Source organism: Prolixibacteraceae bacterium, assembly GCA_019720755.1.
GTDB lineage: Bacteria > Bacteroidota > Bacteroidia > Bacteroidales > Prolixibacteraceae > Halosquirtibacter > Halosquirtibacter laminarini.
Map to the genome: position 1 here is coordinate 1268669 of CP081303.1, position 16280 is coordinate 1284948.

The 16280-nt window shown below is 35.9% G+C and carries 7 protein-coding genes; 2 read left to right on the plus strand and 5 right to left on the minus strand.

The window, feature by feature from the left end; translation table 11 throughout:
* Window positions 1-8: 8 nt before the first annotated feature.
* From K4L44_05265 to K4L44_05285, 5 genes are all read right to left on the minus strand, one after another.
* The gene (locus tag K4L44_05265; protein QZE15244.1) at window positions 9-686 is read right to left on the minus strand and encodes a hypothetical protein; all 678 of its coding nucleotides are present in this window, start codon (window positions 684-686) and stop codon (window positions 9-11) included.
* A 2-nt stretch (window positions 687-688) separates the two neighbouring features.
* Window positions 689-1573: an ABC transporter ATP-binding protein gene (locus tag K4L44_05270; protein QZE15245.1), complete on the minus strand. Its 885-nt coding sequence runs from the start codon at window positions 1571-1573 to the stop codon at window positions 689-691.
* Window positions 1574-1838: 265 nt separating this feature from the next.
* Entirely contained in the window at window positions 1839-3350 is a 1512-nt protein-coding gene (locus K4L44_05275) for a hypothetical protein (protein ID QZE15246.1), read from the minus strand.
* Window positions 3351-3469: 119 nt separating this feature from the next.
* Complete coding sequence (locus tag K4L44_05280; protein ID QZE15247.1) at window positions 3470-4717, minus strand: DUF4876 domain-containing protein; 1248 nt, start codon at window positions 4715-4717, stop codon at window positions 3470-3472.
* Between the two features lie 9 nt (window positions 4718-4726).
* Entirely contained in the window at window positions 4727-7471 is a 2745-nt protein-coding gene (locus tag K4L44_05285) for a carboxypeptidase-like regulatory domain-containing protein (GenBank protein QZE15248.1), read from the minus strand.
* A 1923-nt stretch (window positions 7472-9394) separates the two neighbouring features.
* On the opposite strand from K4L44_05285, the gene K4L44_05290 reads away from it, so the two are divergent.
* Both K4L44_05290 and K4L44_05295 read left to right on the plus strand, forming a co-directional pair.
* Window positions 9395-12658, plus strand: a complete 3264-nt coding sequence (locus tag K4L44_05290; GenBank protein ID QZE15249.1) for a hypothetical protein — start codon at window positions 9395-9397, stop codon at window positions 12656-12658.
* A gap of 18 nt (window positions 12659-12676) precedes the next feature.
* Complete coding sequence (locus tag K4L44_05295; GenBank protein ID QZE15250.1) at window positions 12677-16279, plus strand: Eco57I restriction-modification methylase domain-containing protein; 3603 nt, start codon at window positions 12677-12679, stop codon at window positions 16277-16279.
* The last annotated feature ends 1 nt before the right edge of the window (window position 16280 follow it).

Here is a 16280-nt window from a genome sequence, read left to right on the forward strand (position 1 = left end):
AAATGTTATTAAAAATTGTCTTGTACTCCTGTTTTGAATCGGTAGACAGACAGAAAGCTAAATCCAACCACATATAGAGGCAGTGTCATACAGTAGATTAATGTTCCTTGGTAAGCCCCCGGAACGTTAGACAAGAAGAAGAATGGAATGATGGCTGCACCAATGATCAGGTTCAATGCACGACGTCTCCATGATGGTTCCATACAGATCCATGCAGCCAATCCATACCCCATATATCCTGCAAAAATCCAAGGAAGTATTGTGGTCCATATGTTTAGGATGATCTGTATGGGAAAAATACTCTGAAGATAACATGTGAGCGTGATCATGATCCACAGGAATAGGATTGTAAGCGAACCATACCCAAATCCCAGCATATTCCAAATGATGGTACTCTCCTTTAGTGGAAGATGTAGCGATAGCTTGATTCTATTTTGTATCATTTCAGGAACATACTGTGCCAATGCAAATACGATTCCACAGGCAAGCGGAAAGAACTTTAATTCGCCAAAAAGAAATTGGTTTCTATTGACTACGACATCCCAAAGATGTTCTAGTCCTGTGAACCTTATGGCTCGGTTTACCTTAAAATATAGGTATCCAAAAAGAAGCATATAGGCACAAAACATAAATATGATAGTCCATTTCAACTTCTTTCCCTCTTTTATTTGTAATGCTTTATTCATCTTTAATATTTTCCAGTTAAACCAATAAATATCTCTTCTAAAGAGAGCTCTCGTGTTTTAATATTTGGTGCAGTGATCCCTTTACTTTGTAGCAACGACTGTATCTCCACAGGGCTTTCAAAAGCATAAAATTCGCTATTGTCATTTCTTTTAGAGACACTATAAAAAGAGTCTATTTTAGCCAACTTTTTGGCTTCGTTCCCTTCCAATGAGTAGTGTTTGAATTTTTGCATTAACTCATCTACTGGTTTTTGAAGCAAAATTCTACCATAATCCATGACCATACAATCGTCGATAAGTCTCTCCATATCTTGAATGATATGAGAGGTTACAAAGACAGTTTTCTCTTCACTTTTAGCATAGTCGCTGAGAAAGTCTACAAACAGCATTCGATAGCCTGGGTCAAGCCCCATAGAGAAATCATCGAGTATTAGTAGTTCTGCGTTTTGTGCTAGGATTAGCCCAAGTGCTACTTGAGATTTTTGACCACAAGACATCTTGGAGATCTTCTGCTTGGGTGCTATTTGTAACAATCTCATGAGTTCATAATAGACTGTTTTGTCCCATTTGGGATAGAATGCTGCATAGAACTTCTCTATCTCCTCAATGTTCATGAAGTTGTACTGTACATGCCCTTCGATCAAAAGACCGATCTTCTGTTTGGTGGAAGGGGATAGGTTGTCCGATCTTTCTCCAAATATTGTACACTGTCCTGACGTGGGACGCAAGTACCCATTTAAGATGTTTATGGTTGTGGTTTTACCAGTCCCATTTTTACCTAAAAGACCTAGTATTCTTCCTTTGGGTATTTCAAAGTTTAAATTCTCGTATATACATCTGCTCCCATAGAAATGGGTTAAATTTTTACAAGTTACTATTGGCTCCATTTTACGATTTGTTTAAGTGCAGCCTTTTATTTAAAGATGCTGCATATGATTAGATTGAAATAAACTGTATTATGGGTGAAGAGATCTCTGGAAGAGGTCTTCTTTTTTTTAAAATGATATCTGATTGATGCATTCGTCTATAGGTAGCTGTGTGTTTTGTATAAGGTTCTGTATTGGATCATTCCAATGATATAAATAGTGTCAAGGCTTTCATACACATGGTGTTCGTAATCGAAAAGAATGTATGATACAAAGAGTTCATTTTTTATAGTACCATTCCTATCATCACTTGGTAGAGGTAATTGGGCTGGTAGTTTTTGTACCATGTGGACTGTATTTTCGAGGAGACATACCACATCTGTTTGGGAGAGGTGGGAAATGCCACTTTGACCTGTAAAGAGGAGGAGAAGTTTGGGCTTGTCTCCAGTCGATAGATAGGATCCACTAATTGTCTAAATATCGCTGTATTTTGATCGTAGTTCGATATGCTATGTCTTAGGGGATGGCGATAGATCACGCCTCCTTTTAATTGGATTGTTTTCTTTTTATGTTTTGTTTCAGCACCTTCTTGAAATTCTACTTCTACACTGCGTGTTTTTTTACGATGCTTCTCTTTTGCCATCCATGCGGTGTAGTTCATATGGTTATATTGTAATTTCGCTCTCCATTGATGAATATGGTGCCAAGCATTTGCTCTCTGTTCCCAAAGGAGATGGGATAGAAGATACCCTTGATTGTCGTCGTATCGTGGCATGATATTAATCACCTCATCCGACGGATTGCGTTCATATTCAGATCCTGTTTTTTTGTGATATCGTGCCTCTAATTTCCATATCCATTGCTCTGTTTTGGTGTCTCTTTTGTATCCAAAGCTTGCGATGTACTGTTTCTTCAAGTAGGTGTTCACCACTCTATTGTTTGCTTCCAAAAGGGCGAGGTTTTGATGTTCGTATCCCACATTCAGAAACCAACCTTTGTATGTTCTTGGAAATAGTTGAAGGTATAGGGCTGTGGTATTTATCTCGTAAGTATTTGCCACCGTTTTACCTCCTTGAATGACCTGTTGATAGCCTGAATCCATCTGCCCTAGTCCTTGAAGATAGAAAATAGAGGAGCCAGTGTTTGGGTTCATATGAATGATATGATGTGCTTGTTCGTATTGTTGCCAACGAATAGAAGAAGCAATACTATAATTTGTATCAAAATTCCATGCTATCCCCCCTTTCAGTTGAAGGTCCCATGTCAACGTTTTGGCTCTTGGGTCCAGCTTCCGATTAGATTCAGAGGCTAGATAGTTGGCTTGCATACCTATTTTGAAGCGCGCAAACTGTCTATTCCATAATCCATTAAAAAAATACTCTTCGGTAAACGATGTCCCTTTGATGGAGTCCGCCACGATGTAAGGCCATACGAGAGAGGGATTCTTTACATTACACCACTGGATGTTGTGTTGGATATAACGACGATAACTAGCTTGTCCATAAACATTTTGGAAGTGTCCTTTCTGATATAAATGAACATCGAAGTGTTGTCCATCACTTGTGTCTCCTTTCATCGGATCGAATAGATCTTGATTTCGTATTGATAAGTTTGAAAGGGTTACTTCTCCATAAGTGTTTTTATAGAAGAGATCGGAGAGTGCAGGATTGCCAAAGAGATCGGGAAGCATCTGTTGTACCTCCACCTCTACACTCTGTTGAATGGTCTTCTGTTGGTCCTCCGCATGCCCTAATAGAGATGAGAGAAACCAAGATGTGAATAGTAGTAGTCGTTTCATTCTGAAGAGGGATAGTGCGTGAAGAGAGTTATCCCCAAAAAAGTTTTAGGGATAACTCATGTTCTATGAATCCTTAATAGGTATATCTAGTTCTGTCTCTATCTTTTTGATTAGAGCCTCTATTTTTTCTCTACAGAGCCCGGTGATGGGATTGCTGTAGGATGAAAATCGAATGCAGAGTCGTTGGTATCTAAAAGAACAACCCTTTCCCCTTCGACATGGTCTACTTTACGGCGAACACTACTTCCATATCTCATGCCGTCACCATCGCCACAATGAGTCCATGAGATATCTAATGATGGGGCTAGTACTTTCCATTGGTATCCCGAAGCATAACTTATCTCTACTGCATCGATAATAGACACATTGTCTACTTTCCATGTATCTTCGTTCATATCCATTTTAAAATCGCCAAATACAAATTGGTGGCTATAGCTATGTGCATTGTTTTGTGCAAATGTTGCTGGAGTCACACTTTTGTCCAAACGACATAAGATATAAGAGGTGTTCCCCTTATTGTTCATTGCCCAAGTCGTATTGGCATTGCTAGAGATCATCTTCTCTAAGTTTGGTACTTCTGGAACATCTACATCAATAGTCCCTGCATCATACCATTCAAAATTAGATTTGGAAAGGTCAAATGAGTTTGAATTCTCTATTTTATGATTAATGGCCACATCACTAATTAGGATGGTCTCTCCAGGTTTTACAGGGTGTTGTTTCCCATCCCCAGGAATACGATATAAATCAGAGATCAATGTCGCAGTCTCTCTGTTGTCTGGGGTAAATGACTGTAGCGCATCGTCAGTGGTCAATGAGGTCTCTGCAATACAAAGTCCATCTGCATAAAGCACTTGGTCGCTGTTGTTGTATATCTCAAAGAATTTGTCTGTATCATATTGATTTCCATCTTTGTTACGTGTTCCTGCAAAGAATATCTCAGAGATGACAAATCCAGCACTCTTGTCATAGATAAATAGAGGCAGTTCGACGGTTATTTTACCTCCTTTTACTTCTACGTTTTCCAAACGACCTCTTACTTGGCTATTTCTATCCACCTCTTTTTTATTGGCATCCGTGGCAGTGTAAGATACCTCTCCTTCTAGAAGTACATTGTATAGTCCATCCTCTAGGCTTAGCTGGGGAACAAGAAGCGAAGTTAGCTCTTTGGTTGTTTTCTTTTTCGTATTTACATTTTCTAAAGTTAACTGTCCTGATTTAAAAAGAACCTTTTGGTTCTCAAGAATCGTTGGTAGCTCAATAGCCATATCTACATTAGAAAGAGGGATAACATTATCTTCTTTCTGGCAAGAGTATAAGAATGTAAATGCCATTACAATGGCTAGATTTTTGAATCTAAAGTTCATGATTTTAAATTAAATGTTGATATTAAGTTCCATGCCAAAATAGGGGGATTGTTTTCGAACCACTTTATATCCTGTGGCGTTTGTATAGCTCGGAGTATAGCGAAGAATTCTATTAATATAGAATGATAGTGCGATCTCCTTTGTTACCCTCTTGGACACGGTCAAGTTAAAGTCTATTGCAATCGGAACGATGTTCTCATCAAATAGTGATGGGGTCGGTTTGCTATATAAAAATCGAAGCATGGGGTCTGTGATATCTTGATTGGTAAAAAGATACTTTTTCCCCTGTTTGTCTATATAGAAGGTTGGCTTTCCATCATGGGGTTGTGTTTGATTCTTTTCAAACCACATACATTGTAGAATAGACGAGAATATTAATCCATATTTTTTGATATGGGTATCGCATCGGATATTGGTATTCAACTGTTCATATTTTTGTCCTCTGTCCCATTCATAGTATCCGAGAAATGGATACGGCCTGTTGTCTATCCGCTGTTCAGGGTGTCTATAGTCTGCAGCGGTGAGTGTATATTTTGTATACATCCATGCACCATTGATGGAAAATCTTGAATTCAACTGCTCAATACGACCAAAATCAAATTGATATTCAATGCCCCATTTTTCTTCATTAGAACCGTTGACTAGTTGAGGATAGACATAGAAATCATCTTGCTTTTGATAGTCGAACATATCTACTGTAGGAGGCCCATTAAGTGTTTCAGCAGCAGGACCAGAAGCGGCTTCATAAAGCTTATAAGAGATGATTTTGTAGTTTCCAACCGAACGCAGTCCATTGGATAAAACCTCTCTATATCCAGTGACTTGTAGCGAAGTCTCAAGAAACGTAATTCCGATACCTACCTCTATTTTTTTATTTCTATTGGCTGTGATCGACGTGTTGGTTGGATCAATGATATCTGTTTTATATTGAATTTGTCTCAAAGATGGTTGTTGAGAATAGTAGTTCAATTGGATTTGGTCTGAGTACAATAGCTCAGGATATAATTGAGAAATAGATGGGAGTTTGGTGTGCCATCCCATGCCTCCATAAATGATTGTTTTGATTGTATTTACCCCCACTCTCATCGAAGGCAGATGAAGGGCTAGATTCATTCGAGGGTCCCAAAATAGCTTGTTTGAGATGGTGTAATTGCTGCTAACACCTAGTGCTTTCATTGCGCGAGTCCCAATGCGTGTATCTAGTTGCATCCCTAGTATGGTCGTTGTAAATTGGTCTTCCATAAAGAGCGATACTTTATTGGATGCTGGTATTTTACGATAATCCCTTGGGCGCCCTTTGCTTGGTTCTAGAGGGCGAAATGGATCATAGATTTCTCCTCTTCCGTTGTTTTTGGAGTAGACCCATCCTCCTCCGAACAAAATTTTATGTGATATTCCCCATGTATTGGCTTTTAGATGGATATCGATATTGCTGAATAGAGATAGCGGTTGATTGTCATGAATATAGTGTGACATGTAAGAGGTTGGAAGGTGTGTACTATAAAATTCCCCCTCCTTGTGGTTGACCAACACAGGCATTCTTTCTCCATTTACAGCCTTATCCATTATCTTCTTTTGCCATGTTGAAGTGATTCCATATTGCAACTCTAACGATGAAAACCAACTCTCTTTGGTGTGTAGTAAGCGACTGGTACCCGCGTATGATAATTTCTTGTAGTCCCGATTGTAGTAGCTCCCTGCTGCAATATCGACTTCGGGATCTTTTTTTACAGTATCAAAAGAGCCAGTATAATCAATACTCGATCTGTTTTTAAATTCCCAGTTGCCAAACGGATGGTTATATTGTAAACGAACAGAACCGGTATATCGTTTGTAATTCACTTTAGGAGTACGCACATCTTGTTTGAAGTCTAACAGACTGAAATCGGTGTGTAAGTTCACATGTTCGAAGAGGTTTACCCCTTTCCCTATCGATAACATCTTTGACCCAGGAGTTGCTTTAAGGCGAGCCTTGAAAGGAGATGTTTGATAACTTCTTTCGATCTTAATCACACCTGAAGTGACTTCTCCATATTTTACGGATGGGATACCTCGTATTATGGTGATATTTTTAACTCCATCTGTTGTAACCAATCGTAGATCTTGACCTTGAGAAGCATATGCATTGGATGTGGAGGCTGGAATATTACCATCATTAATTGAGGGAACTCCATCGATCACAAAAGAGGTGCCAAAAGCACTATTGTTATTGTAGCCTTTGTTGTTAGAAGAAGCCGAAGCACTTGGTTCTCTAAGCCTAATCCACTTAGGAGAGGACATGTTATTGTATTTCATCTTTCCTCCTGGAATCAGTTGAAGTACATCTGCAAAACTAGTTGGCTGAAGATGTTGTAAGGCATCTGCTCCAATTTTAGAAGCAGTACCTCCTGCCTTCGATTCCTTGGAGATAACGGTGACTTCTTGGATTTGGTAATCCTTAGAGGTAAGTCGAAAAACAGACCTCCTATTTGGGCCAATGCACTCCATGGTTGAAGCTGCTGTTTTATAGCCTAAATGAGAAATGATAAAAGTATAACGATTCCCTTCTTTCAATTGGACCCTAAAATGACCAATAGAATCAGAGATCGCATTTTGAGGACTGCCCTCAATTTGTATCCATACACCTTCTATAGGTCTTTGGTTTTGTTTGTCTATTATTTGTCCTTCAAACGTATATCTCTCCTGTCCTTCCACATAACTATAAGAGAAAAGTGTTGTGATAATCAGAGTGATATAGTGTATTATATGCTTCATTTATACGTTTGTACGCTACAACTATTTTTACGTTGTAATGGATAGAGTAGAATGTTTTGTTAACAATCACTGCGAAAGTATTACAAAAGAAAACATATTGAAATCCTAATTATTGAGTAAAAATGTATATTGAAATCCTTATAAATAGTGATGTGTGAAAATTTATAATATGATATATAAATAGGGGTTGCTGAAAAAGAATCAGAAAGCAAATTTTAATTTTAAAGAGCTTTTCTGTCCAGTTTTGAATCATCATATCCATATCAGAAAGAAAAGTTCTTTTAAGCAGATAACAGAGTTACTCACATTTTCTGACAGAGACTGGCAGTGCCTTTAATAGTCTTCTCCACCAAACTCAGAATGCAACGAAACTGTTTTTCATTCCAACAATAGATACCAATTCCTCACCCTTTCTTTACCCTTTGGTTACTCCTAGAGTAACCAAAGGGTAAAGGAAGGGTAACCAAAGGGTAAAGAAACCTAGAATCAGATAGGTTTATTTTTTAGCCTTTGGCACTGTCTCTAAAAGTGAGTAAATTGTCTTTTATGTATATTTCAAATTACATTTCTTGTTTTAAGCAGGTCTTTATGCTTCGACAAGCTCAGCAACCTGAATGTAGAAATGTGGTCCTTGAGCTTGTTGAAGGCGGTCCCTGAGCTTGTCGAAGGGCAGTAACCTGAATGTCGAAATGTGGTCCTTGAATTTGTTGAAGGCGGTCCTTGAGCTTGTTGAAGGCGGTCCCTGAGCTTGTCGAAGGGCAGTAACCTGAATGTCGAAATGTGGTCCTTGAATTTGTTGAAGGCGGTCCTTGAGCTTGTTGAAGGCGGTCCCTGAGCTTGTCGAAGGGCAGTAACCTGAATGTCGAAATGTGGTCCCTGAATTTGTCGAAGGCGGTCCCTGAGCTTGTCGAAGGGCAGTAACCTGAATGTCGAAATGTGGTCCCTGAATTTGTCGAAGGCGGTCCCTGAGCTTGTCGAAGGGCAGTAGTCTTATCCTCGATAGGCGGTCCTTGAGCTTCGACAAGCTCAGCAACCTTATCCTCGATAGGCGGTCCTTGCGCTTGTCGAAGGGTATTGAGCAATATTTCTTGTATCCATATTATTCATCGTATTGTTGCAACAAAAGAAAGCAAGAGTTTTGTAAATATTGGATTAAACCTGTCTTTTAAACCGTTCGAGTAATTAAAATAGTTATTGGGTACAATTCCTTCTTTTGTGTTTTTTAAGTGTCTTAAAAGCTTTAGTTTGATGGTTACAATACCTAATTTGTTTTTGTGTGGATATAATTGATTGTCGGTTATTTATGTTACAATGTAAAGTATCGTAGGGGTTCCTCTTGTGGATGCCCTTTCTGTGTTTCAAATCCTATGGAAAATACGATAATTCGATTGAAAATCCTCCAATATTTTGCGGTGCTGTATGCAACATTAATATGGCGGCAAACTTAATATTAAGGAGGAGTAATCCTCTTTTTTGTACCCCATACTTTCACAATTTAACAAACCTTAGGTTTAGAATATAGCGTTGCATTTATGACTTGAATGCAAGAACCAAACTGTCAAACAAGATAGGTTCTGATTTAATTAATACAACGACTTAAAAGTATTTTGTTTAAGTGATAAAACAATTGCTATCTTTAGTTACTTTTGTCATACGGTGTCAAGTAAAAAGAAATTTTAATATATTATTGGTTTATAAGAACTGTATCCTAATTTGATAATAACATGAGTCTTTGTTACTTGGCAAATCAATCTGATATTGTTCCTGCTCATCTTAGTAAAATTAAATAAGGTAAACGGGATTTTTAGTTTTTTTATTGAAAAGTTTTACGCAAAAAGATTGGCGGAATAAATTATTTATATAATAAATGATAGCCTAATGCAATAGAGGCTGTATTTATAGTATCTAAGAAGATTTAACACTATGGCTGGTCAATTCATCACAAATGAGAAACAACTTCTTTCTAAAGTTATGGAAGGTGTATTTCCATATGCCAATAATCTTTATTTCTTAGTAGGTTATTTTTATTTCTCCGGATTTAGCGAAATAGTAAATAATTTAGATGGGAAAAAACTCAAAATACTAGTAGGTCTAGATGTCGAAAAGAATATGGTTAATCAACTTAAGGAAGTCGAGCTTCTTTATGCGGTAAATAGTTCTAGATCCAATATTCGTTCTAATTTTAATCAAGCACTTGTACAAATATTTAATGAAACGGACTTTTTTGACAATCCTGTGAAACAAAAATCTTTTAAGATTTTTGTTACGATGATTAAAAAAGGAGATTTAGAGATTCGCAAAACGAATCAACCAAATCACGCAAAACTATATCTCTTTGAAAATAAGGCTGAACTTACCCAATCTGGAACTTTTCCTGGCACTTTAATTACGGGGTCAAGTAACCTTACTGCTTCAGGTTTAAGGCATCAAAATGAGCTAAATGTAATTCTTCGGGATAAAACAGATTTTGAAGAAGGCATTCGAATATTCAATGATTTATGGAAAGATGCAATAGTTATTGCGGATGTAAATCATACAGAAATATTTGAAGAGGAAGTCTTGAGTCAAATATGGCTTGATAAACTGTTCGATCCATTTTTATTATATGTTCGTGTACTTCATGAACTTTTTAATATTGAATTCAACCAACCAATTAAATTACCTAGTGAAATAACCAACAATCGTTTTATCAATCTTAAATACCAAGAAGATGCAATAAAACAGGCATTGCATACAATAAAAATTCACAATGGTGTAATAATCTCCGATGTGGTTGGACTTGGGAAAAGTGTAATAGCATCTGCTGTTGCTCACAATATAAATCTTAGAACAATAATCATTGCTCCACCTCACCTGGTTAAACAGTGGGATGATGAATACAGAGATCTATTCAATTTCAATGCGAAAGTGTTTAGTAGTGGTGCTATGAAAAAGGCTCTGAAATATCACAATGAGTTAAACAATAACGAACCTCGTCTTATTATTATCGACGAAGCACATAAATATAGAAACGAAGATACAAACGATTATCTTGACCTGCATAAATTATGTCAAGGAAATAAAGTTATGCTTCTTACGGCAACTCCTTTCAATAACAAGCCGCAAGATCTATTCTCAATGATTAAACTGTTTCAGATCCCATCTAAATCTACAGTAAAAACTGTTGCTAATTTAGGTGACGAATTTAGTAAACTGATTATTGAATATAAAAATCTATCTAAAGACATTAAGAATAAAAAAATATCTCAAAATACGATTGACAATAAGATAAATACAATATCTCATAAAATACGAAATGTAATTAGTCCTCTTGTCATTCGTAGATCTAGAATCGACCTATCAGAAATAGATAGATATAAAGAGGATATGGAACTTCAAAATATTGAATTTTCGGTCGTTAATGCACCTGAACTTTTAACATACGACATCTCTTTAATAGAGGAGAAATATATCAATACACTCGAACAAATATCTCCTAAAGATGAAGATATTTCTCTATCTTGCTTTAAAGCTGTCAGATATCAGCCTGTTGAGTATTTAAAAGATATAGAAAGATATAGAAAAAATATAGAAAAGGAATTTGGTGATTTTAACTTGTTCAAGCAGTCACAAAGAAATATCGCAAAGTTTATGCGACATCTGTTGGTTCGTCGTTTCGAAAGTTCATTAGAGGCATTCAAGATGTCTGTGCTAAACATGATCAAAAACTACCAAAATATAATCCTTTGGTACGATACACGTAAAGCTTTTCCTATATTTAAAAAGGGAAACCTACCTGATATTTCGCTTATGGGAGATCAAAACAATGACGATACGATTGATGTAATTAATGAATTTGATCTTACAGAACAAATAAAGTCTTTAAAAGCTAGAGGTCTTTTCGAGATTCCTGCCGAAGATATAAAATATGAATATCGCGAAAAATTAGAAGCTGATCTTGAGGTATTGAAAAATATATATAACAATTGGTTCTCTGAAAATTCAAACATAATCGACCCTAAACTATCTAACTTTATAGATATGATGAAGGTTAATATAAAGACTGAACCAAAGCGTAAAATAATTGTCTTCTCTGAGTTTGCGGATACAATCAATTATCTATATAAACACACAAAGAATTCATTGCGTATAATTAAGTATACTGCTAAAGATGCTAAAGCATCTATTAAAGAAACTATTCGTCTTAATTTCGATGCAGGTGTACCTGTAAATCAACAAAAAAACGATTATGATATTTTACTCGCTACAGATGCAATTTCCGAAGGATATAATCTACATCGCGCAGGGGCTATAATAAATTACGATATTCCATACAACCCAACAAGGGTCATTCAACGTATTGGTCGAATTAATCGTATAAATAAAAAGATGTTTGATGAAATTAATATTTTCAACTATTTTCCTTCCGATACAGGAGAAAACGAAACTAGAACAAAAGAGATATCAACTCTGAAAATGGCTCTCATTCAAGCTATTCTAGGTGAAGATACCAAGATCCTTACAAACAATGAAGAATTACAATCTTTTTTCCAAAAGCAATACAAACATCAGCTCCAGAACAATGAAGAGCGTTCTTGGGAAACTCCATTTCTTAATCTTTATTTTAACTTAAAAAACGAGCATCCGCAGATTATCGAGAAAGCACTTAAAGTTCCTATTCGTGCGCGTATAGCTAGAAAAAATAAAGATGTTGAAGGGGTGTTGATATTTGGAAAAAAAGGGGATGATGCTCTTTTTAGATGGGGTGAGAATGCATTGTCTAACGAATCCATATCTCCTCATGATGCGCTGAAATTGATGAATGCTTCTCCTTCGGAGAAATCATTTAATACATCCTGTAAGTTTAATCCAACTTACGAATACATGAAAGATTCTCTTTTTATCAAAAAAAACAGCTCGTCAAACCCTGATAAACTTAAAATAGATACACTTAAAAAATTGAATACGATACTGTCGAAAAAACTATCCGATGATATCGACGGCATTAATGATATTATTAAAACTGTTGAGCTTGGTGCTCTTCCAACAAAATATTTGAAAGAAATAATTAAACTTAGCCGTGCGAGATGTAATGATTTATCATCTATCATCGATACAAATTATATCAAAAAGATATTAGAGAAAGCTCACAATATCGATAATGCCATAGAAGCTCTGATTATTTCAGAAGAATTTATCAAAGAATAAGTGTTAACAATTGATGTCATGATAACTCAAGAATTCTACAATATACCATACGATAGAGAAAGTTACTTAAATTTTTTCAAAAACAACCTTCTACCAGAATCTTTCGAATTGATTATAGAGGATGTAAACAGTACTGCAAAATACTTCACAGAAGTAACCAAACTAGGTGCTGTTGAAGATCTAAACCTAGCCATATTCGAAATCAAACATAGCTCAATTAGTGATGCCAGAGTAGGTCTAACACTCGATGCATATAAACTAATGAACAATCATGGTATCGAGAATGCTTTAATACTTTTCGTCCCGCAAGAATCAAAAAATTATCGCCTTTCATACCTTCATATAGAAAACGACATAAACGATAATGGGCAAGTAGTTTCTACATACAGAAACAAACGTCGTTTCTCCTATTTCCTTGGGCAAGATGCTAAAACGAAAACTGCTTTTCAATATCTTTTCGGAAAACAATCTTCTCGTATTAACTCTATAGAAGATCTTGAAAATAGATTCTCTATAGAAGTTGTTAATAAAGAGTTCTTTAAATCATATAAGTTCCATTACGGAAATTTGGTTGAAGAGCTTAAAAATTCAAATCTTGCTAAAGTACACTTTAGTGGTGAAGATAAAAGAATCCGTGATTTCGTGAAGAAATTCATGGGGCGTATCGTTTTTCTCTATTTTCTCCAAAAGAAAGGGTGGCTAGGTGCTTCTTCTACAGAATACTGCGACGGCGACAAAAACTTTATGCACAACTTATGGGAGAACTCCACCAAAGGGGATTCTTTTTATACCTGTTCTTTGGCTACACTTTTCTTCAATGGTTTGAATGAAAAGCGACCTAATGATGATTTTATATTAGAAAATGGAAAGAAAATTAAAATTCCTTTCCTAAATGGAGGACTTTTTCATGAGGAAAATGTTGCATTACGAAACATAGTATTTTCTCCTAAAAAATTAGAAGCACTCTTTAATTTTTTAGACTCATATAACTTTACTATAAACGAGAACGACCCTTTCGATCAAGAGGTAGGTATCGATCCCGAAATGCTAGGTCATATTTTCGAAAACCTTCTTGAGGATCAACAAAGCAAAGGTGCATTCTATACCCCTAAAGAGATTGTGCATTTTATGGTGCAAGAATCTCTCCTTCAATATATTAATACAGGTTTTAAAAAAAATAATGTAATCCTTTCAAGTGATGAACAGCTCGTACTAAAGAGTATTATTAAAGAAAAAATATCATATGAAGATATTGACGAAGACAACCATCATGAGGTTGTAAATGCTTTCCGTCAATCTAAACTTACCAAAGAACATGGAGCTCTCCTAAACGAACTACTCGACAATATAAAAGTATGCGATCCTGCCATTGGATCAGGAGCTTTCCCTATGGCAATGCTAAATGAAATTTACCAATGTAAACTAACTATTAATAGAGGGCTTAAGAAAGAGGAACGTTCTGAACTCAAAAAGCATATCATAGAAAATTCTATCTATGGGGTCGACATCGAAAAAGGTGCCGTAGATATTGCTCAGCTTCGTTTCTGGCTTTCTATTGTTATCGAAGAGGAGAAACCGACACCATTGCCTAATCTCGATTTTAAAATTATGGTCGGAAATTCTCTTTATAGTCAATTTGGAGATCAATACCTTAAAACTACTTGGGATTTAAAATCAAACTCAACGGGTAAAAATATTGCTTCTCGAATGAGGGGTAATTTACAAAAACTCACTGATTTACAACATCAATATTTTAAGACTACTGATAAAGATAAATTAAAAGATGAGATTAAGAATCTTCGTGCCGATATATTAATAGATCAAATAACTTTTAAACAACTAATCTATAAATCTAACGATACGCAGGTTTCTCTCGATGATACTTCTAAGATAGAGAAGCTAAAGTCGAAATTAGACTTCTTTGGATTCGAACAAAAGAAAGATACACTTAAAATAATTAAAACAACTCCCAATAAACCATTGAACTATTTCGATTGGAAGATGGATTTTCCTGAAATACTTAATCCAGGTATTGCTGGTGTAGATCCTGGCTTTGATATCGTTATTGGAAACCCACCGTACCTTCGCCTTCAGGGAATTAAGGAGAACGATACCAAATTTGCTGACCTATTAATTAATGAGTACCAGTCTGCCACGGGGGCATACGATCTCTACGCTCTCTTCACAGAAAAAGGACTTCAACTTACTAAAAAAGATGGCATTCTAAACTTCATTATGCCAGATAAATGGACTATTGGTGCTTTTGGAAAAGGTTTACGCACTTTTATAACGAAAGAAAATGCGGCCCAACGATTTATTTCTTTCGGCGAATATCAAGTATTCAATGCTTCAACATATACTGCTATTCAGTGGTTTAAACGAGGCACAGCAAACTTTAAATATCATCCCCTATCAAAAGATTTAAAAACAAATAGAGAATTAGGTGACTATCTAAACAAATTATGTGATAACGATTTCGTAGAATACCACGTTAAAGAACAATCAGCAAACACTTGGCAACTATCTGATGGTCCTACAATACAATTAATGCAGAGAATTAATAAGCATTCAAGAAATTTAAACGATATTTTTGATAAAATGTATCAAGGTCTTGCAACAAGTAAAGACTCTGTATATTTTCTCTACGATTCCATTAATAACGACAACACCATTACTGGTTACTCTAAAGAGTTGAAGCGTAATGTTACAGTCGAAAAGGAAATTGTTAGGCCACTTCTTAAGGGGGAAGATGTGCACCGTTACGACACCATGTCTACCTCAAAATATGTAGTTCTACCTTACCGTCTTAACAAACAAAAAGAAAAGGAAGTTGCTTCCTTGTTTACAGAAGAAGAACTTCAAATGTACCCTCTAGCATACAAATATATAAAAGAATGTGAGCAAGTATTAAAGGGGAGGGAGAAAGGTCGATTAAGCAATGATGATCAGTGGTTTAGGTATATATATCCTAAGAATATTGTTTTACAAAAGAAAGAAAAGCTCGTAGCTCCAGATATATCTTTAAGAAGTAACTTTGCATACGATACCGAAGGGGAATTCTATCACACAACCACCGTATATGGTTACATTAAAAAGGCCGAGATTAAAGAAGATTATCTCTTTTTAATGGCTGTTTTAAACTCCAAATTAACATGGTGGTACATGACAAAGAATGCACCTGTGATGGCAAATGGATACTATAGATACAAACCTGCATACCTAAAATCTTTTCCTTTTCCTGCGATAGATAATTTAAAAATAACATACCCTTTCATCAACATCGCAAAAATGGTGATATATCTTAAAAAAATACGTTCCGAAGCTCCAATTTGCGAGTCAGTTACCAACGAGCAGATCCAAACTCTATTAGAGTCAGTAATCGATGCATTGGTTCTTGAACTATATTTTAAAGACGATTTCGAAGAAAAAGAACTTTTTGTCTTCAAAAATCTTCCAAGTCAATTGTGTCAACTATGGAGTATTGATGAAAATTCAGAATGCAATAATCTAATTACTAATCTATATCAAACTTTTACCGATATAGACAATCCAGTACGCTTAACGATGAATTCGATTAAATCATCTTTACCATTTATAATCAATACTATCTATAAAGCTTAAC